Source organism: Aquidulcibacter sp. (genome assembly GCF_049239865.1).
Classification (GTDB): Bacteria; Pseudomonadota; Alphaproteobacteria; order Caulobacterales; family Aquidulcibacteraceae; genus Aquidulcibacter.
Genome location: NZ_JBMLTR010000219.1, coordinates 136,822 through 156,390 on the forward strand (window position 1 = coordinate 136,822; position 19,569 = coordinate 156,390).

General features: G+C 56.2%; 20 protein-coding genes. 7 read left to right on the forward strand and 13 right to left on the reverse strand.

Going from position 1 to position 19,569, the window contains the following annotated elements; all coding sequences use genetic code 11:
- Nucleotides 1-62: 62 nt before the first annotated feature.
- A complete protein-coding gene (gene ubiG, locus ACOVRA_RS16175) occupies nt 63-845 on the forward strand; it encodes a bifunctional 2-polyprenyl-6-hydroxyphenol methylase/3-demethylubiquinol 3-O-methyltransferase UbiG (protein ID WP_421721193.1) in 783 nt (260 codons plus the stop codon).
- A gap of 143 nt (nt 846-988) precedes the next feature.
- Here the strand turns inward: ubiG and recA are convergent, their stop codons facing one another.
- The 7 genes from recA to queF form a co-directional block, all read right to left on the reverse strand.
- Nucleotides 989-2,080, reverse strand: coding sequence for a recombinase RecA (recA, locus tag ACOVRA_RS16180; RefSeq protein ID WP_290807831.1), 1,092 nt, complete (start codon nt 2,078-2,080; stop codon nt 989-991).
- A gap of 177 nt (nt 2,081-2,257) precedes the next feature.
- The gene (locus ACOVRA_RS16185) at nt 2,258-4,003 is read right to left on the reverse strand and encodes a response regulator (protein ID WP_421721194.1); all 1,746 of its coding nucleotides are present in this window, start codon (nt 4,001-4,003) and stop codon (nt 2,258-2,260) included.
- 192 nt (nt 4,004-4,195) lie between these two features.
- Entirely contained in the window at nt 4,196-5,299 is a 1,104-nt protein-coding gene (gene flhB / locus ACOVRA_RS16190) for a flagellar biosynthesis protein FlhB (protein ID WP_421721195.1), read from the reverse strand.
- Nucleotides 5,300-5,308: 9 nt separating this feature from the next.
- Complete coding sequence (gene fliR, locus ACOVRA_RS16195) at nt 5,309-6,058, reverse strand: flagellar biosynthetic protein FliR (protein ID WP_421721196.1); 750 nt, start codon at nt 6,056-6,058, stop codon at nt 5,309-5,311.
- 12 nt (nt 6,059-6,070) lie between these two features.
- Entirely contained in the window at nt 6,071-6,343 is a 273-nt protein-coding gene (gene fliQ / locus ACOVRA_RS16200; RefSeq protein ID WP_290807838.1) for a flagellar biosynthesis protein FliQ, read from the reverse strand.
- A gap of 152 nt (nt 6,344-6,495) precedes the next feature.
- Complete coding sequence (locus ACOVRA_RS16205) at nt 6,496-7,161, reverse strand: M24 family metallopeptidase (protein WP_421721197.1); 666 nt, start codon at nt 7,159-7,161, stop codon at nt 6,496-6,498.
- On the reverse strand, nt 7,162-7,629 hold the full coding sequence (gene queF / locus ACOVRA_RS16210) for a preQ(1) synthase (RefSeq protein ID WP_298225913.1): 468 nt from the start codon (nt 7,627-7,629) through the stop codon (nt 7,162-7,164).
- A 233-nt stretch (nt 7,630-7,862) separates the two neighbouring features.
- On the opposite strand from queF, the gene ACOVRA_RS16215 reads away from it, so the two are divergent.
- Both ACOVRA_RS16215 and ACOVRA_RS16220 read left to right on the forward strand, forming a co-directional pair.
- A complete protein-coding gene (locus tag ACOVRA_RS16215; RefSeq protein WP_421721198.1) occupies nt 7,863-9,401 on the forward strand; it encodes an amino acid permease in 1,539 nt (512 codons plus the stop codon).
- A gap of 113 nt (nt 9,402-9,514) precedes the next feature.
- Nucleotides 9,515-10,270 (forward strand): TlyA family RNA methyltransferase, encoded by a 756-nt coding sequence (locus ACOVRA_RS16220; RefSeq protein ID WP_421721199.1) that lies wholly within the window; start codon nt 9,515-9,517, stop codon nt 10,268-10,270.
- Here the strand turns inward: ACOVRA_RS16220 and ACOVRA_RS16225 are convergent.
- From ACOVRA_RS16225 to ACOVRA_RS16235, 3 genes are all read right to left on the reverse strand, one after another.
- Nucleotides 10,267-10,902, reverse strand: coding sequence for a hypothetical protein (locus ACOVRA_RS16225; protein WP_421721200.1), 636 nt, complete (start codon nt 10,900-10,902; stop codon nt 10,267-10,269). The genes ACOVRA_RS16220 and ACOVRA_RS16225 overlap by 4 nt on opposite strands.
- 37 nt (nt 10,903-10,939) lie before the next feature.
- Nucleotides 10,940-11,722, reverse strand: a complete 783-nt coding sequence (locus tag ACOVRA_RS16230) for a hypothetical protein (RefSeq protein ID WP_421721201.1) — start codon at nt 11,720-11,722, stop codon at nt 10,940-10,942.
- Between the two features lie 217 nt (nt 11,723-11,939).
- On the reverse strand, nt 11,940-12,536 hold the full coding sequence (locus ACOVRA_RS16235) for a glycine zipper 2TM domain-containing protein (RefSeq protein ID WP_421721202.1): 597 nt from the start codon (nt 12,534-12,536) through the stop codon (nt 11,940-11,942).
- Nucleotides 12,537-12,643: 107 nt separating this feature from the next.
- On the opposite strand from ACOVRA_RS16235, the gene ACOVRA_RS16240 reads away from it, so the two are divergent.
- Complete coding sequence (locus tag ACOVRA_RS16240; RefSeq protein ID WP_421721203.1) at nt 12,644-13,897, forward strand: class I SAM-dependent RNA methyltransferase; 1,254 nt, start codon at nt 12,644-12,646, stop codon at nt 13,895-13,897.
- A gap of 5 nt (nt 13,898-13,902) precedes the next feature.
- On the forward strand, nt 13,903-14,349 hold the full coding sequence (locus ACOVRA_RS16245; RefSeq protein ID WP_421721204.1) for a YcgN family cysteine cluster protein: 447 nt from the start codon (nt 13,903-13,905) through the stop codon (nt 14,347-14,349).
- A gap of 3 nt (nt 14,350-14,352) precedes the next feature.
- Here the strand turns inward: ACOVRA_RS16245 and ACOVRA_RS16250 are convergent, their stop codons facing one another.
- A complete protein-coding gene (locus ACOVRA_RS16250; RefSeq protein ID WP_421721205.1) occupies nt 14,353-15,291 on the reverse strand; it encodes a neutral zinc metallopeptidase in 939 nt (312 codons plus the stop codon).
- A gap of 92 nt (nt 15,292-15,383) precedes the next feature.
- On the opposite strand from ACOVRA_RS16250, the gene ACOVRA_RS16255 reads away from it, so the two are divergent.
- Nucleotides 15,384-16,079 carry a TIGR04283 family arsenosugar biosynthesis glycosyltransferase gene (locus ACOVRA_RS16255; RefSeq protein WP_421721206.1) on the forward strand — a complete coding sequence of 232 codons (696 nt, stop codon included), beginning with the start codon at nt 15,384-15,386 and terminating at the stop codon, nt 16,077-16,079.
- Nucleotides 16,076-16,669 carry a TIGR04282 family arsenosugar biosynthesis glycosyltransferase gene (locus tag ACOVRA_RS16260; protein ID WP_290801393.1) on the forward strand — a complete coding sequence of 198 codons (594 nt, stop codon included), beginning with the start codon at nt 16,076-16,078 and terminating at the stop codon, nt 16,667-16,669. Before ACOVRA_RS16255 ends, ACOVRA_RS16260 begins: the two co-directional genes overlap by 4 nt.
- Here ACOVRA_RS16260 and ACOVRA_RS16265 read toward each other — a convergent pair.
- On the reverse strand, nt 16,655-18,421 hold the full coding sequence (locus ACOVRA_RS16265) for a transglycosylase SLT domain-containing protein (protein WP_421721207.1): 1,767 nt from the start codon (nt 18,419-18,421) through the stop codon (nt 16,655-16,657). The two genes, ACOVRA_RS16260 and ACOVRA_RS16265, sit on opposite strands and share 15 nt — an antisense overlap.
- Before the next feature lie 194 nt (nt 18,422-18,615).
- Nucleotides 18,616-19,470 carry a uracil-DNA glycosylase gene (locus ACOVRA_RS16270; RefSeq protein WP_421721208.1) on the reverse strand — a complete coding sequence of 285 codons (855 nt, stop codon included), beginning with the start codon at nt 19,468-19,470 and terminating at the stop codon, nt 18,616-18,618.
- Between the last annotated feature and the right edge of the window lie 99 nt (nt 19,471-19,569).

The window sequence follows — 19,569 nt, forward strand, 5'->3', positions numbered from 1 at the left end:
ATGAAGTCTTTAGGTCAATCCTTTTGCATGTTGCAAACTGTCACACAGGTGAGTTGAACCCGATGCCTAGAGCCACCCAAGACGCGACGATGGAGATGCCGCCACGCTCGCCTTCGATCGATCCGGCAGAAGTGGCCAAGTTTGCGGCCATGGCTGAAGACTGGTGGAACCCCTATGGCAAGTTCCGCCCTCTGCATAAATTCAACCCCACCCGGTTGCGCTTTATTCGCGAGACAGCTGAAGCCCATTTCGGCCTGAAGCCTGGTGCTGACTTGCCTCTCAAGGGTCTGAAACTGCTGGACATTGGCTGCGGTGGTGGGCTGTTGAGCGAGCCGATGACACGCCTTGGTGCCAAGGTCACTGGAGTGGATGCGACCGAGCCTAATATCAAGACGGCTATGACGCATGCAGCACAAACCGGCCTTGAAATCGACTATCGCCATGGCACGGCTGAGGGCTTGTTAGCTTCAGGCGAAGGCCCATTTGACATTGTGCTCAATATGGAAGTGGTGGAGCATGTGGCTGATGCAGCAGCTTTTCTAAAGAATACTGCGCAATTGGTGGCACCAGGTGGCCTGATGTTTGTTGCCACCATCAATCGTACGCCCAAAGCGCTCGCTCTCGCCATTATTGGGGCAGAGCGGATTTTGCGCTGGTTGCCACCGGGCACACATGATTACGACAAGCTGGTCAAACCATCCGAGATCCAAGCGGCCCTCAAGCCGGAAGCTGGACTGACGCTCGATGAGCCAATCGGCGTGAATTATAATCCTCTAATGGACCGTTGGTCCTTGGGATCTGACACCAGCATGAATTACATGATTGTGGTGCGTAAGGCGGTTTAGTCTTTTGCGCTGAATCGAAATGGACGAAAAAGCAACAGGACCAAACCGGAAAGGCTTGGTCCTGTTTTCATGCTGGTGGGCGTAAAAGCCCCGCACGTTTTCGCAAGCGGTGGTGAAGCGCGACAAGCGCCCTTCAGGCTCGTCTACATGTCGTCCATCTCGCCATCTTCGGAGACGGGCTCACCGGCCAAAACTTCCGCGAGAATGCCAGCGTTCTGGCGCACTTTATGCTCAATCTCAGCGGCCATTTCAGGATTTGACTTCAGGAAGGCGCGGGCATTGTCCTTGCCTTGGCCAATCCGGGTGCTGTCATAAGAATACCAAGACCCAGATTTCTCAACGATCCCGGCCTTCACGCCCAGATCAATTAGTTCACCCTGCTTGGAGATACCCTCGCCGTAGAGAATGTCGAACTCAACCTGTTTGAACGGTGGGGCGACTTTATTCTTGACGACTTTGACGCGGGTGACATTGCCCACCACATCTTCTTTGTCTTTGATCTGGCCAATGCGGCGAATGTCCAAACGAACCGAAGCGTAAAATTTCAGGGCATTGCCGCCTGTTGTGGTTTCAGGGTTGCCGAACATCACGCCGATTTTCATGCGGATCTGGTTGATGAAGATCACCAAAGTCTTGGAGCGCGAGATTGAGCCTGTCAATTTGCGCAAAGCCTGGCTCATCAAGCGGGCTTGTAGACCTGGCAGGCTGTCGCCCATGTCGCCTTCAATTTCAGCCTTAGGCGTGAGTGCTGCAACCGAGTCGATTACCAAGACGTCGACCGCGCCAGAGCGTACCAAGGTGTCGGTGATTTCAAGCGCCTGTTCGCCCGTGTCTGGCTGCGAGATCAAAAGATCGCTCAAATCCACGCCAAGTTTGCGGGCATAGATGGGGTCAAGCGCATGTTCGGCGTCGACGAAGGCACAAACACCGCCACTCTTCTGCGCTTCAGCGATACAATGTAGCGCCAAAGTGGTTTTACCCGAGCTTTCAGGGCCGTAAATTTCAACGATGCGACCGCGAGGCAGGCCGCCAATCCCCAAAGCGATATCAAGCCCGAGAGAACCGGTTGAAACTGATTCAATCTCAACCGCTGCGCCTTGTTCGCCCAAGCGCATGATCGAGCCTTTGCCGAAGGCACGCTCAATCTGAGACAGGGCCGATTCGAGAGCTTTTTCTTTGTCCATATCGTTCTTTTCCACCAAGCGAAGCGCTGCATTTGAAGCCTGAGTAGCCATCTTTGAACCCCTTTTCACGATTCCCGCCTGCATCCGCACAATGGGCTCAGTAGAGCTGTGTGCAAACCAGACTTTGTCACGTCATGAAGGTTTTGTATCCGATCTGTTCTCAGAACGCAAGTGGAACATAGGGGAATAATCTACTTTTTTAAAATACATGCGTCCAATTTTGACGTATCAGGCCGCTGCGAGCTCTGTTTTAACTCGTTCTGCCAATTGTGCCAGCGTAAATGGTTTTGGCAAGAAGGATATGGAGCGTTCATCTTCCAAAGTCTGTGCAAAGTCCTGTTCGGCATAGCCAGACATGAAGACGATACGCGCGTGGCCCAAATAGGGCTTGGCTGCTTTCAGGAGGCCCGGACCATCCAAGCCCGGCATGACGACGTCCGACAAGACGAGATCGAAGCTATTGGGGTCATTCTCAAGAATTTCGAGGGCTTCTTCGCCATCCCCCGCCGAGGTCACCTGATAGCCGCGCTGGGTCAGTAGGCGTGTGGCGATATTGCGAACACCTTCTTCATCCTCAACGAGCAAAATCCGTCCGCGCCCTGCCAGATCCATCGGGCGGGCTTCGACGACTTGGGCTTGAGCAGCTGGCATCGCGTCGCTGACTTCATCAGCCGTGGTGGCCGGCAAGAAGACGTGGAACGTCGTGCCTTCGTTCTCAACCGAGTCGAGCGCGATGAAGCCATCGGATTGCTTGATGATGCCATAAACCGTGGCGAGACCAATGCCCGTGCCCTTGCCTTGCTCTTTTGTGGTGAAGAAGGGCTCGAAGATTTTCGTCGCAATATCTTGGCTCATGCCCGTGCCGGTATCGGTCACCGAGATCATCGCCCAATCGCAATTCTCAATATCGGCAATGCTGAGGCCTTTGAGCGCTGTGCGCACATCCTGAGTCGTCGCGCGCTTGGTACGAACGGTCACCGATCCCTTGCCCCTGCCAGACATCAAGACCGCGTCGCGTGCATTGGTGACGAGGTTCATAAACACGGTTTCTAATTGTTGCTTATCGGCCCGCACATTGGGGAGGTCGCGGCCGTGAGTGATTTCAAAGACGATCCGTTCGTCCAAGACTTGCCGCATCAGGACGGCAAACTCTGTCAGGACGGCCCCGACATCGAGGACGTCACGGCGGAAAGTCTGTTTGCGAGCATAGGCCAGCAGCATCTTAACAAGCTCCGCTGCCCGCGCGCTCGTATTTTGGATGCTCTGCAACTCGCCATAACTCGGGTCGCCGACTGGATGGCGTGCCAGCAAAGCGTCACAATTCAGGGTGATCACCAAGAGGAAATTATTGAGTTCGTGCGCAACCCCGCCCGCAATCTGTCCGACAGCTTGCATTTTGCTGGTCTGAGCGAGGCGATGTTCCATCTCGCGACGGGTTGATACGTCGACCAGCAGCAGCGCTGCTCCGTCATTTTCGTCTTCTAACAGCCAGCCTTCGCAAGTTTGGCCGCCCGTGTTCGCAATATCCAGCTCTATGGCGCGTTGCCCGCCGACTTCTAATCGGTCCAAGTCATCTGCATGGGCGGGGGCAACCAAGTCTGCGAGCTTAGCCCCTTTGCCAGCGCCGGCAATACGGATGAAAGCAGGATTGGCTTCTTGAATGACGGCTTGGCGCGCGTCCCGACGGTCCAACCGGGCAAACCCGACTGGGGCTTCCGCTATCAATCGGGCGAGGCCGGTTAAGAGAGAGGAGGTCGTCTGAACGGCCGATACAGCTTGTGAAGTAAGTGTAGCGCCATCGTTAGCTGTCGCTTGATCCAGTGCTGTGGTTTCAACCCTGGTCAAGCGTACCAAAGCTTGATCGCCAATCGCACTGACGCGTACCCGCATATCACCTTGGGTTTCGTCTAAGGTCAGGCCACGGCGAACCGCCTTCGAGGCACGAAAGGCGTAGGCCTGATCCAAAAGGCTCATAAGAAGAGGGTCAATTGAGACAGGGCGATATAGGGCGGCAAATGCAGAATTAGCGGCGACAAAACGCCCTGACCGAGTGAAGAGGGCGGCAGGGCCATCCGTACTTGCGAGCCAGTCGTGCGACTCCGACCGGGAAAACATCTTCAAAAGTCCAGCCATGCTTCTTTGCCCCAAACCGGTCCAAAGATTCACCTAGGCGGCGTTTTGGACTCGACTCTGGAGAGAATCACCTGATTTGCGCCGCGCGGCTACACCCAAAATCACTCCAATGATTTTCGCTACAGCTTGATAATGTTCGGCCGGAATTGTCTCTTCAAGGTCCACACTGGCGTAAAGCGCACGCGCCAGTGGGGGGTCTTCAATGATGGGCACGTCAGAAGCCGTTGCAATTTCTCGAATTTTCAATGCCAAATTGTCCACACCCTTGGCGACACAGATGGGCGCAGCCGTTTCGCCGGCAACATAGAGCAAGGCCACGGCATAGTGGGTTGGGTTGGTGATAATGACAGTCGCCTCAGGTACTTTCGCCATCATACGATTGCGTCCGCGTTGCATCCGAATCTGACGCACTTTCATTTTGATTAACGGATCACCTTCCAGCTTTTTATACTCGTCCTTTTGTTCTTGCTTGCTCATGCGGTTGCGCTTGATCCACGAAAAGCGTTGGATCGCATAGTCCGCTACCGAAGCGACAGCGATGATGCCAATCAAGGCAAAGCAGAGTTCAAGCAGGATTTTGACCAACACGGGCATCAATGCTGCTGGCTCCATCGCCACCAAGATTGGCATTTCCCGGGCATGAGGGGCCAAGATTGCGTAAGCGACCCAGCAAATGACGATGAGTTTCAAAACTGTCTTAGCGAAGGTCAAGAGGGCCTCGGCCCCAAAGAGTCGCTTAAAGCCTGCGATCGGGGAAATCTTATCGATCTTAGGGATCATTTTTTCGGCGGTGAACAAAAGGCCCGATTGAACAACATGGCCTGCAAGGCCCGCGATACAAATCGCGCCGATCGTGGCGCTCAACAGGATCACCATTTTAGAGCCAACATCAAAACTGAGGCGCTGGAGCGCGCCTCCATCGACGGCAAATTGCTCAGGCCGTTCGATAAACACGGTCATATAACGGGCGAGGTCCTTGGCGCTGTGTAGGCCCAGGGTCAGAAGTACCGCAATGCCTGCGGTTAAGACAAAAAGAGTCGCGATGTCTTGCGATTTGGGAACATCGCCCTTCTTACGCGCCTCATCCAGTTTGTACTGACTGGGGGCTTCGGTCTTTTGTGATTCATCTTCTTCCATCGGGCGGCCTCAATTCAAAGACCGGCCGGCAGTAGCAATGGCTTCTAGCCAGACCAACATGCCTGCGCCTGCGGTGATCGCAAACAGCATAATCCCCAACAGAACTTGCACGGGTTGGGCGATGAAGAAGACTTGGATGGCGGGTGCCACGCGGTTGATAATGCCCAAAGCCACGTTGATCACAATCCCGAACAGCAACAAGGGCGCGGTGATTTGGATGGCGAGGGAAAAGGCTTGGCTAAAAGCGCGCAAGCTGAATTGGGCCATATCGCCCAAGCGCAAGGGGCCACCGGGCAAGAAATTGTCGAAACTCTTCGCCGCGCCCGAGATAAACAAATGATGCACATCGCTTTGAAACACCAGAGCGGTACCCAATAGTGCTAAAAAGGTCCCGAAGACGGCACCTTGTTGCTGTTGTGACGGGTCAAAAGCCATAGCCATACCCAGACCTGTTTGCATCCCCGCAATCGCGCCGGCTGTGGCAAGCGCTGAAAACAGAATGCGGGTCGTTAAGCCCAACGACAAACCAATCAAAATTTCCTTAGCAATAGCCAGAAACATCGCAGCCGTATCAGAAGGAAGAGGTCCGATCTTGTTAGAGACGACGGGTGCCAAAGTGAAAGCAATAAACAGAGCGACCATCAGGCGCGCCCGTGTCGGCACGAATTGGTCGCCGATACCTGGTGCCAGCATCATCAAGGCGCCAACCCGTGCGAAAACGAGGCCAATCACCCAAACCGTTTGTGGGAGGAGTTCCATCTGCGGGGCCCGTTAGCCCGCGCCGCCAGAAGCAACTTTAGCCATCATCTGGGTCATGAATTCCCCCAGCATCCCACCCATTAGGGGCAAAAACAGCAGGAGAGCCGCAAAAATCGCAAGGATTTTCGGCACAAACACCAAGGTCTGTTCTTGAATTTGCGTCAGTGCCTGCAAAAGACCAATCACCAACCCGACAGCCAGGCCAACCAGCATGACCGGTGCCGACATGGCGATCGTCAACCAGATCGCGTCGCGGGCAACATCAAGGACTTCTGGGGCATTCATCGTCAGCTTCTCCGACTCAGGGCGTTCAAAAACCAATTCTAGTTTCGCACTGGTATGGGATGGCTTGGCATGGTTAACAAAGTCTTGATAAATGCGCTCTTGGGCTGAAATCTGGCGACATTTCCGGTGGAAATTGCCAGCACGGCTTGGCCCTACAGCATGTCTTCGTAGAAGGCTCCGGCCTTCAAGGCGTGATCGACGACATGGATTTCTAATATCCAACAGGCAGGCGAGGGGGTTTTGCCAAAGGCCTTGAGTTTGCCGCTGTGATGCACGCGGTGTGGGAAAGCCCCAATCCGGTGGCCTGACGCCCCCTCAAGCGCTAGGGTTCGTCCGCGTCGCGCAGCCTCGGCGAGGGCAAAGTTGTAAAGGTCTGGGCCGTTAGCGCCTGTTTCTGCCCAATGGGCTTTCACGGCCGCAAACACGGCTTTGGAATCATCAATCAAGTTTTGGTAGGCAGGGACTTGGCCCAGAGTGAACCCTGAACCCACATCGCCCTCATGGCCATCATAACAGGGTCCAATATCAAGGAAGAAGATATCATTGGGCTCTAGGATGTGCGGCGTTGCTGGCGCTTCCCCAAAGGGTAAAAGCGTATTGGGGCCAAAGCGCACTTGGCTGGCATGCCATAGCCTTTCAGCCCCACTGTCCATAATGGCCTGATCGACAATCGCTTTGCCGTCTAGATCATTCATTCCGGGCTCAATCATCGCCGCAGCAAGTGCCAAGGTCTCCCACGCGCGGGTCTGCGCCGTTTCTTGTAGTTCCAAGCGGAAATGGGGGTGATTGGCTTCGCGCGGGTCGAGCACTTTGGTCACTTAGCCACGCCCACGATAAGGCGGCACACCTTGATCTGGAATCCACACACCTTCTGGGGCAGGCCCTGTGGCATAGAATACATCGATTGGAATGCCGCCGCGCGGGTACCAATAGCCACCGATGCGCAACCATGTTGGGGCCAATAGTTCGACCAAGCGCTTGCCAATGGCCACGGTGCAATCCTCATGGAAGGCACCATGGTTGCGGAAGCTGGTTAGAAATAACTTCAAGCTTTTGCTCTCAACCAACCAGTCGCTTGGCACATAGTCGATAACCAGATGCGCAAAGTCCGGTTGCCCGGTTACTGGGCATAGGCTCGTGAACTCTGGCGCGACAAAGCGTGCCAGATAGGCCGTGCCGGGATGAGGATTGGCGACGCGCTCTAGCACGGCCACTTCGGGCGAGGCGTAACCGCGAACGTCTTGGCCGAGGGTACCTAGACCCTCATAAATAGAAGAATTGCTCATGCAGCTCATGTAGCGCTAAATCGCCTTTCGTGCACCTCGTCACTGCACGCGACGTACATTCTCTCCCTACATCTGCCTCACATCGTGCTTAAAACCGATCAAGAGTGCAGCAGAAGCGGTGATTAGCACGTTGTTTTGTTGCCAATCTGGGCAGAGGGCACTAGCGTAAAGTCACGAGGGAGAAAGCGACCCAAAAGTGTCGCACCCACATGAACCTGTTTAAGGGGGGTTGAATGGCTGAAACCAAAGCGGCGACCGGACTTAGTCGAATTTTCGCGCGTAAGTCTGTCGCTCAAATCATGAGCGAGAACGAAAAGAGTGAGTTGAAGCGGACCTTAGGGCCCGTCAATCTGGTGCTTCTGGGCATTGGTTGCATCATCGGGGCCGGTATCTTTGTTCGGACCGGTAATGCGGCTGCTTTGCACGCTGGCCCTGCTGTGATGCTGTCCTTCGTGGTTGCAGGCCTAGTCTGCGCCTGTGCCGGTCTCTGCTACGCAGAACTTTCCTCAACTTTGCCTGTCTCAGGCTCAGCCTATACCTATTCCTACACCACTTTGGGCGAATTTGCCGCTTGGATCATGGGCGCGCTTTTGCTGCTTGAATATGGGCTTGCCGCCTCGGTGGTAGCTGTGGGGTGGTCCGGCTATGTCGTCAGCCTTTTAGGTGACTTTGGCTTGCTGATCCCGCCAGAATTCACGGGGCCCTTGAACCATGTGACCACTTTGAAAGACGGCACGACGCTGACAACCTTGTTCAACGTACCTGCCTTCTTGGTGACCTTGGTTCTGGCCTGCTTGCTAACGATCGGGATTTCTGAATCGAGCCAAGTCAACAACATCATCGTAGCGATTAAAGTCACAGTGATTGTGGCGTTCATTGTGATTGGCGGCTACAAGGTCCTGACCCATCTACCTGAATTGTCAAAGAATTGGGTGCCGTTCATTCCCGAAAATGAGGGTGAAGGTAAGTTCGGCTGGGAAGGTGTGTTCCGCGCTGCTTCCATCGTCTTCTTCGCTTATATCGGCTTTGAAGCGGTCTCTACCGCTGGCCAAGAAGCTAAAAACCCAAAGAAGGACATGCCGATCGGCATCATTGGTTCCTTGCTCGTCTGTACCGTCCTCTACATGTTGGTGGCAGCCGTTTTGACCATGCTGGTCAATTACAAAGAACTAAACGTGCCAGATCCAGTGGCCGTGGCCGTGGACTCTATGGGTCCACAATGGGCTTGGTTCGCAATGACGATTAAGGCCGGTGCGATCATCGGTCTGACCTCTGTGATCTTGGTCCTGATGTACGGCCAAACCCGGATCTTCTACGCAATGGCCCGTGACGGTCTGTTGCCAAAGATCTTCTCGCGCGTGCACCCCAAGTTCCAAACCCCTTGGATCAACACGATTGTCGTCGGCGTTATTGTAGCTTTGGCTGCGGGCCTGTTCGACATCAACGTCTTGGGTGATGTCACTTCGGTCGGCACGTTGGCAGCTTTTGCCATCGTTTGTATCTCGGTGATTTGGCTGCGTCAGGCGCGTCCAGACCTACCACGCGGGTTCAAAGTACCGCTCTATCCGATCTTGCCAATCTTCGGCATTTTGTCGTGCGGGGCTTTGATCTTCACGGTGGAACAGCGCGTGCTGCACTTCTTCTTCCTCTTCTTGTTGGGCGCGACAGCCGTCTACTTCCTCTATGGGATGTGGAACTCCAAGCTCGCCAAGGGTGAATTTGTGACAGGTCATGAGCCTGCCGCAAACGAATTGCCACACAAGCTCGACTAGGGTTTAATCCCTGCTTGACGAACGACGGCGGGTCCTTGGGCCCGCCGTTTTCGGTTTTAGGGCATGCGCACCTGGGGTGGTCAAACCAAGCCGCGCAGGATAGGCCCTTGGCCATGGAACGTATGAGAGCAGATTTGTTATTGGTGGCACGCGGCCTGATCGCCACCCGCGCCAAAGCGCGCGAAGCCATTGAGAGTGGTCTGGTTCGTTCAGGCGACCGCATTATCGCCAAACCTTCTGAACTTTTAGAGCCCGACTGCCCGCTGACGGCGCAACTGGCCTATCATTGGGTGTCGCGTGCCGGCCTCAAACTGATCGCAGCTTTGGACGCTTTTGGGATCATGGCAACGGATCGCTATGCCCTCGATATTGGGGCCTCCACCGGGGGCTTTACCCAAGTGCTGCTCAGCCGAGGCGCGGCCCATGTTGTTGCGGTCGACGTGGGGCGAGATCAGCTGGATGCAAGCTTGCGCGACAATCCCGCCATCACCTCTCTCGAGGGCACAGATGCCCGCAGTTTGAGCCCGGATGATTTGGGTGAGCCTGTGCCCGACCTTGTGGTGATTGATGTAAGCTTCATTGGGCTAGAAAAGATCCTGCCTTCCGTCCTGCCGCTGGTCGCGCCAAGCGCGGATCTGGTGGCGCTGGTAAAACCGCAATTTCAAGCGGGCCCAGCCCGGGTTGGCAAACGCGGCTTAGTTGATCCAGCTGTGGCAGCTGTCATCTCTGAAGAAGTTCGCCACGAGCTTGACGGACTTTGCGGCTTCAAAGTCTTAGGTCTGATCGAAAGCCCGATTGCCGGTGGCGATGGCAATCGGGAATATCTGCTCCATGCGCGCCGTGTCGCGCAAGATTCTGCAGCCCTTTAGCGCGCACACACCATGCAGGGCGGCGGGAAGCTGCCGGGGTGCATGCCGCCTGTCATCGGAACTGGTTGGCTGCCGACATAGGAATCGCGTGGCACTTGTGCAGGCCGCGGCACATCAGCTGGGGCTGCATAGAGAGGCCCCCGCCGTTCGCGACCATAATAAGAATGCGGCGAAGGCTGATACCAGTCCCCACCAACCACGCGCCGGGCAGCAGGTTCTGGTAAGGCCTCTGGCATTGGTACATAGCCCGTATGTGGGCGCAATTCTTGTTCGCCTTGGGGCTCAAACCGTTGCTCTGAAATGGCTTCTGCTTGGCAATCGACGTTTGAGCCGCCAATTTGCGAGCCAACAAAGGCACCTACTACCGCGCCAAGGACAATCCCTTCAGGCTGCACAGCCGCCGCCGCCAGCGCTTTCCCAGCAATGCCACCGCCAACCGCGCCGATCAGGCCGCCCGCTGCGCGCGAGCCAGACTTGGCTTCCGCACACGTCCCGGAAAAGGCTTCAGGCTGACCCATGGCGCGCGGCATGGTTGAACGATTTTTGTCCCCATGCGCCAAAGCTTGGGTTGCCCCGAACCAGGTGGTGGCACAAAGGCTTGCGATCAGAATCGTGCGGATAGGTTGGCGCATCATTGTCTCCCAGAAAGTCAAAATCACAGCGTGCGGATCAATAGCCGGGCGGACGCCAGCCTTGCGGGCATTGGCACACCCAAGTTTGTTGCGGGGGTAAAGCCTGGCCATCTGGCGTCGTGATCGTTTGAACGCTCCAACCACAGATTTGGCCACCTTGTTGCATCGGCATAGCGGGGGCAGGCCAAGACGTCATGTCGCCTTGGTTTGACCAACTGCTCATCGAGGAAGAAGTCGACCAGGAAGAGTTGCTCGACGCACTGCTTTCGCTGGCTAAAGAAATGGCTGAACCGTTGGAGGCAGCCTCATAGCTGGTTGCGCGGTCCTTGATTGGGTCCACATAGGGACGGTTGTCGTATACCCAAGCCGATGAGCTGGTTACCGTGCTGGATGCGCGCTTGGCTTTCGGTACGGGGCGACGATGGTTGGAAGGGGCGACCGTTGCGCGAGTGCGGGCCTTTGTCGCGCGCGCCTTTGGCTTGCCGCGATCGGCGTAGCCGTCGCGATACCCATCGCGATAACCGTGGCGATAGGCATGCTGCATATGTTGCTGATGTTGAGCGTGATGTCCGTCATGCGCTTCTGGTTCGCGCACGATCTCTTCGCGCACAAAGGTCTCAGTTGTCTCTGGCGAGATGGTCACGGTTTGGGTGACTTCATGCTGTGACATGGTCGACGAGGCGCTGGACGAGCTTGAACTGCTGCTAGCGCTCATCATGCTGTTGCTGGACGAGCCAGGACAGGCGACATAAACGCATTGAGCAAGAGCTGGGCCTGCTAACCAGCCCGAGAGCGCGACACCAAGTAAAACACTGCGCATATTCAAGTCCTTTTCTGGGACGTTCGAATCAAATCTCGACGAAATTCTTTCGTCACTTCATAATACTATGCCAAACTCTAAGCCGATTGGCCCTTGTCTTCACCAAAACAGGGAAAACAAAATACAGGCTAGTCTGCTGTAGGCCGGGCAGGCGACAACCAAAGACAAAGCCGCCTCCCTTTTAACAGGGAAGCGGCCTGACTAACAGGGCAATTCGTTAGTTGGCGACTTGCCATTGGCCACGGTTGTCTCGGCACATCCAGACTTGTTGGCGCTCATAGAGGCCGTCTGGACGACGCAGGGCAGCTTCGCCCCAACCGCACTCCTGACGGCTTACAACTGGGGGCGTATAAGTGGCTTGATAAGCCCGATCATCATCCCGGTGATGGCCCCGACGGCTCGGACGATAATCGACGTAGCGATCATCTTTGGAATAGCCATAGTCTTGATAACCTTGATTGCGATAGCCTTCTTGGCGATCTTGGCGCTGATTGGGCTCGTACCCACGGTAGACTTGGTCATCGCAGGCTACGCGGCCTTTGGCGATTTGCGACCCAGCAACGGCGCCAACCACAGCACCAAGAACCGTGCCCTCTTTACGGGCGTTACGTCCGGCAATCTGCTTTCCGAGGACCGCACCGGCAACTGCACCAATGGCACCACCCGCCAAGCGATTATTGTTCAGGCTTTGCTGACACTCTTGCGAGACAGAGCCATAGTTACGATAGTTGTTGTCATAGGTTTGTGCGGAAGCAATGGCAGGGGCTGAAAGGGCCAGCGTTGCAGCCAAGCTTGAGAAAATCAATGTACGCATCACGGTGCTCCTTTACAGAGAAGACCCAAGGGATAGATGGGGGACAGGTGCAGGCCTTCTGTGAAAGCTAACTTGCAACTTCCTCCCTGAACGGCGCATGAGCAGATATGAACAAAAGCATTCAGGAAACACTCACGCTCAACATTGAGCATATTGGTGCACGTGGCGATGGCGTTTCGCGCGATCAGGATCGTGCGGTCCACGTGCCTTTCACTTTGCCCGGCGAACAGGTCGAAGCGAACCAGCGCGGCGATCGCGCGACATTGGTGAAGGTCTTGCAGCCTTCTGACGAACGGGTGGAGCCTGTTTGTGGCCACTTTAGCATCTGCGGTGGCTGTTCGCTGCAGCATTGGGCGGAAGGCCCTTATTTGGTCTGGAAGGCAGGCTTGGTAGAGCGGGCGCTGCAGCGCGTCGGGATAGAGGTTGCTCTGCCACCAACCCAGCCGGCTTGGGGCCAAGGGCGCCGGCGGGCGACCTTTCATGGCAAGCACGCCGGGCCACGTTTTTTGTTCGGCTTCACCCAAGCCAAGACCCACCAGATTGAGCCGATCAGTGCCTGTCCTGTTTTGACTCCAGGCCTCAATGCAGCCATTCCGCGCTTGGCAATTTTGGCTGAAGCTTTGGCACCAAAACAGGAAACGATTGATCTCCTCGTCACCGAAACGCCGGTAGGCCTTGATGTCGATGTGCGCAATGCAGGCCGAATTGATAAGTTCGAGCGTAAAGGCTTGGAACGCTTGGCCGCCTTGGCGGAGGCTGCCGCCATTGGTCGTCTGACGTTGCACGGCCAGACCGCTCTGACCCGCGTCACCCCGCGTGTAAAAATGGGGCAAGCGATTGTCGAATTGCCAGCCGGAGCGTTTTTACAGGCGACGCGCGCGGGCGAGGAGGCCTTGGCCGCCCGGGTGCTGAAGTGGACAGAAGGCCGCAAGCATGTCGCTGACCTGTTTGCTGGCATCGGTACCTTTGCCTTGCGCTTGAAAGACAAAGCCCTCGTGCGCGCCATTGAGTCTGACGTTCAGGCTGTCGCTGCGATGAAAAAAGCCTCAGACGGTTTGGCCGGTGGCAAGACGTTGATTGCCGAAGCGCGTGACCTGTTTCGGGCACCCTTGGCTCCTCTTGAGATGAAAGGCTTGGATGCCATTGTCTTTGATCCACCGCGCGCAGGCGCTGAAGCGCAAAGTGTCCAGATTGCCAGGTCCAAGATTGATCTGGTGGTCGCGATTTCGTGCGATCCGGCCAGCTTCGCTCGAGACGCCCGCATTTTGATCGACGGGGGTTATCGCCTCGCTGAGATTGAGACCTTCGATCAATTCCGGTTCACGTCGCATGTCGAAATTGCGGCAAAGTTTGTGCGTTAGACCCGATGCCTTTTTGGACCGACACCAAACTTGCCGATATGACCGAAGCCCAATGGGAGAGCCTCTGCGATGGCTGTGGCAAGTGCTGCCTGATCCGTCTGGAAGATGAGGATACAGGCGATATTCACACCACCGACGTGCATTGCAAAATGTTTGATTCAGGCTCCTGCCGCTGCAGCAATTACGACGCTCGCAAAACCCACGTCCCCGATTGCGTGAAGCTGACACCCGAAACATTGAGCGAGCTAACGTGGCTACCCATGACTTGCGCCTATCGACTGGTTCAAGAAGGCCGGCCTTTGTTTGACTGGCATCCTTTGGTGACTGGAGATCCAGACAGCGTTCATAAGGCTGGGATGAGCGTGCGGAACCAAACTGTGCCCGAAGGCAAAGTAAAGGTGCGTCACCTCGTCCGCCGGATTAAAATTTGGCCCGGCGAGGAAGATGCCTAGTCCTCACAAGTCGCGCGCAGAGAACGTGTCGCAGCCCCGCAAATCTCCGCTTTCAAAGCCCTTCTTGAACCAAGCCATGCGTTGGGCGCTGGTTCCATGTGTGAAACTGTCAGGCACCGCAAACCCTTGCGCGCGCTTTTGTAGGCGATCATCGCCAACCGCGCTCGCTGCGCCGAGCGCCTCTTCCATGTCGCCAGGCTCTAGGGCTTGGGCGATGTTGGACTGGGCAGCCCATAGGCCGGCATAGCAATCGGCCTGTAATTCGATGCGAACCGCAATGGAGTCGGCCCCTTTGTTTTGCCCCTGCTGACGCATTGCGCGATTGGCTTTAGGTAGAATACCCGTGACGTCTTGCACGTGGTGAGCGACTTCATGGGCGATCACATAGGCTTGGGCGAAATCGCCTTTTGCCCCAAGCCCGCGGTCCATTTCTTCAAAGAAGCTCATGTCGAGATAGATTTTCTTGTTGCTAGGGCAGTAAAATGGCCCCGTTGAGGCGCTGGCCGTGCCGCAGGGCGAATCTGTTTGGTCATCAAACAACACCAAGGTCGCTGGGGTGTAAGTTGCCCCATTCTTGGAAAAATGGGCCGTCCAGAAGTCTTCGGTCGATCCCAAGACTGCTGCGACGCGATCAGCGGTCTCTGCTTCGCTACGGCTTGTATTGGCATTTTGATCCAAGCCTTTCGGTGCTGCAGCTTCGGGCTGAAAACCACCCGATTGGCTGGGCGCGCCAGATCCTGCTCCCAAGATCGACATCAAGGTGCCCATGGTGTCGCCGCCACCAAAGAAGACCAGCAGCAAGACGACCACGATCATTGCTATGCCGCCCCTGCCGCGCAATGGCATGCGAGGGCCACCACCGCTACCACCGCCTAGTCCGCCACCACCACCGCCACGACGATCTTCAATATTGCTCGATCGGCGGATGTCATCCAAACGCATGGCGTGCCTCTTCTACTCACTTGGCCTAATACTACGGCGGCTTACACTTAACCCCCTTGCCACTGGCTCGCGCAAGCCCTTGAAGTGCGACTATGACCTCTCCACCGCTTTCCATTGTTATCCCAACCTTGAACGCGATGCCCAGACTGGCAGATTGCCTCGCTACTTTAGTGGCCGGATTAGGCGCTGGCCTTGTCCGAGATGTCGTCGTAGTGGATGCGAGTTCATCCGATCAAGGTGCGGAACTTGCGCTCGATATGGGCTGCACTGTTCTGCAAGTTGGGTCTGCGGGTCGTGGCCGTGGGCAACAATTGGCTGCAGGGGCTATCGCCGCCAAGGGCGACTGGATCTTGTTCCTGCATGGCGATTCCGTGCCGTTGGAAGGTTGGATTGCCGCTTGTCAGGCCCATATCGCGACGGCCCCGCGCCAAGCGGCCTATTTTCGCCTGGACTTTGATGCGCATGAGGCTCCAGCCCGCCGGATTGCCTTCTGGGCCAATTGGCGTGCCCGCCTGTTCGGTCTGCCTTACGGAGACCAAGGGCTTTTGATCTCGAGGAGCATGTACGAAGCTGTGGGCGGGTTTCAGCCAATTGCATTGATGGAGGACGTCGATCTGGTGCGGAAGCTGGGCAAAGCGCGTTTGCGTGCCTTACCTGCCTCGGTTCAGACCAGCGCTGAGCGATATCGTCGTGGCGGCTGGTTGTTCGTCCCTTTGCGCAACATAATGCTTCTGGCTGCCTTTTTGTGTGGGATTTCGCCAGATCGGATCAAGGGCTGGTATCGGTGAAGCCAAAGCTACTCATCTTCGCAAAGTCGCCGCGCATGGGGCTTGCCAAAACGCGTTTGGCTCAAGGGGTGGGTAAGGTGGCAGCTTGGCGGACAAAAAGGCGCTTGGACGCCTTTACCTGCAGAGTAGCCCGCTCAACAGGGTGGGAAACCCTGCTGGCGGTCGCGCCCCAGAAAGACTTGGACGCACGATTTCCCGGTGCTTGGCCTTCTGATCTGCGGCGGGTAGGGCAGGGACAAGGCGATTTGGGGCAGCGCATGGCGCGCGCTTTGGTGGCGTTTGGCCGAGTGCCTGTTTGTATCATTGGTTCCGATTTACCAGATCTGAAGCGGGCAGATTTGGTTCAAGCCTTCTACGCCTTAAAGCGGGCAGACGTTGTTTTGGGGCCTGCGACAGATGGCGGCTATTGGCTGATCGGCATGGCCCCGCGGGCTGCTCGCCGCGCCTACCTTGCCCCAGTGCGTTGGTCGAGCCCACACACTTTAGCGGACACATTGGCTTGTTTGCCAGCCACTTGGCGGATCGCTTTTCTGCGCGAGCTTGAAGATGTCGATGATGTTGCCAGCCTGAAGCGTTCAACGCAGCGATAAGGCACCAGAGTTCGCAAAACTGGCAGACCCCGTCGCCCCAGTCGTGCCGCTCGTGCTTGTCGACGTGACGGCACTGAACCTGACATTCGTGCTGGCTAGACGGGGATTATCCTGCGGCTCATATGTAGGCGCAAGGCCACGAGCCAGTTTTTCAAGGCTTGGTGCACGTTGGCCAAAGCGGCGATGGTATATCCACATATTGCTCATTACCCGTTCGGCATAGACACGGGCTTGACCGTTTGGAGCGGCCTCCATGAACATCAAGGTGTCTTCCGCGCCCTTCACGCTGGCGCTCCAGCGCGCCACATTTCCAGGACCCGCATTATAGGCCATGAACGTGCGCGTCAGGCAGTTGGAAACAACGCCCATCGCCATCATCTTTTCAAGATAAGCCTCACCTAAAGTCACGTTTAACGTGGTATCATTCAGCAATCGCGGATTGCTCGCCAAATCGCGCCTGCCCGTCATCCAAGCAGCAGTTCTAGGCATCACCTGCATCAGTCCGCGCGCACCGGCATAGGATTTCGCATTCGTATCGAACTTCGATTCCTGGCGCATCACCGCCAAAATAACGGCACGGTCTAGGACAAATTCGCCACCAACTGGGCGGAATTGGTCCGGGATGGGGTAAAGCGCTGCTAACGCCGCCGCAGACGATGACTGCGCTATCCGTTCGGCTACAGGGCCGAGATCGAGGCTGCGCGCCACGGCCAGATAACCGAGATCGTCCTCAGACCGCGCTCGGCTCCAACTATTGAACAATTCCGCCTCAGCATCGGACACACGACCAATTTCTTTCAAGGCGACAGCACGACGAATGCCGGGATCAGCGCGCATTAAACGCGTTGCGCGATCCTTCTCGTCTTGGGCCTGCGGGATTTTCAAAGTCTCCCAGCGACCGAGCCGTGCCAGTGCCAATTGCCCATAAAAAGTCAGAGGGCTGGAAGCGGCTTGTTCCAAAAAGGATTGTGTCTTGGCCTTGTCGCCCAGCTTTTCAGACGCGCGCGCGGCCCAAAAAGCACCAGACGAACGCGCCCAATCGTCGCTTGCATTCCAATTTGCTGCTGCCGTAAACAAGGTTTGCGCGGTGGCAAAATCACCCAAGCGATAAGCCGCCAGGCCACCAATCCAACCGGCCTGCCCCGATTGTGGGCCATTCACCGCCTCGCGTGCCATAGCCAAAGCGGTTTCATCGTCGCCCGCATAGAAGCGTGCCGCCAAGGCGTCAATTTGAGCGCGGTCTGCGCGGGTTGCCCCTTGCCCAATTGGCACAGAAATAAAACTTGGCTCGCGCACGGCCCCCATCGAGCGACGGGTTGGTACAGGATCTGGCCGTTTTAGCTTAAAGGGTGTGGGCACTACGCCCATGATCCGCGCGGCCTGAATGGCATCTTCTTGTGCTTCTTGAGCGCGCTCATAAACAGCGCCTGCGCCTGCCACATCGCCCCAACGCTCAAGCCAAGCAGCCATTGCTGGCAAATCAGGTGGCGTGGCTGTAGCAATGAGGCGTGCCCGCTCAACATGTGGCTTCAAGGTGCCATCGGAAATCGTCGGCAATAGGTCTTCTAGGACGCCCTTCTGATTGGTGGCCGCAGCTGTAAAGGCTTTTCGGTAATTGGCTTCATCGCTGCTGGTCAGGACATCAGGGCCAGCTACCGTGCCGCGCAAAGCGGGGACAGTAGAGGTTGTTTGGGCTAAAGCCGTCGTAGAAGCGCCAGCTAGGGCAAAGCAGCCCATTGCCAAAATTGGCATCAGTAATCGCCGCTTGCGCACACCAATCTGAGTAATGCCACATTGGGTCAAATCATCTGGGCCTTTCGCCGAAGTGCTTGATAAACTTTGGAAGTCCCGAAGTGTCTCAAACCAACTTGCCTGCTTGCCCCGACCAGTTCTGGTCAGAGGTCCATGAAGCCCGGGGACCATCTTGAGAGGTCGAATGGGCAGATTTACGTGCCTTTTGCCCCGTTTCTGCCCCGTGTGGCAACGCCCAAAGCTGAGATTTTCTGTTCAAATCTTAATAAATCTTGCCAAGCGAGCGCTTTGTCGCGCGGTCTGTTCAACAGATAGGCAGGCGAAAACAGACATTGCGCATAGGCAGAAGATCCCTTCGCGTTGTCGCCAAGCCCGTAATCAAAAGACCGATTACGTAGCTTCATGATGCCTTCGGAGGTGCTCAACAGGGTCTGGGCGGTCAAGCCACCCACCATCAAAACGGCCTTGGGGGCCGCGAGCTCAATATGGCGCACCAGAAAAGGTCGGCAAAGCGCTACTTCTTCTGCGGTCGGGTTTCGGTTGCCGGGCGGCCGCCATGGAATGAGGCAGGTTAGATAACTGTCGTGCTGCCGATCGAGCCCAATACTGGCTAACATTTTCGTGAGTAAATCGCCTTCGGGACCCTGAAACGGCTTTCCGATTTCATCGTCTTCGCGACCAGCCGTTTCGCCAATCACCATGATTTCCGCTTCGGCGCGGCCATCGGCGAACACGGTGGTGCGTGCATTCGCCTTCAGCCCGCAACCATCAAAGCTCTCCAAGGCTTTATAAAGGGCATCCAAACTCGTGCAGGATTGAGCAAGGCGTTGGGCTTCTGCCAGCGCGTCGACTGGCTTTTTGGCGGTATTCACGCGCGCTGGCGTGATTTTGGCTTCGGGAACTGGGGTTTCGACGGCTTGTCGTTGTACGGCCTGCGCGCGTGCACGCTGGACAGGGCCAAGGTCAAACGGCTCCAGTCCCGCCAGCTCCCACCATTGCGCCAGCGCTTGGGCAGCGGTTTCAACTGTTAAACTTGGGCGTACATGCATGCGTTCAGCATTCCTATCGCAGACTTTGCGGCGGTTTGGGCGCCTAACTGGTCTTGACCTTCGTCCTTTAAGACCTCGATAAGCATTCGTGAGGCTGAT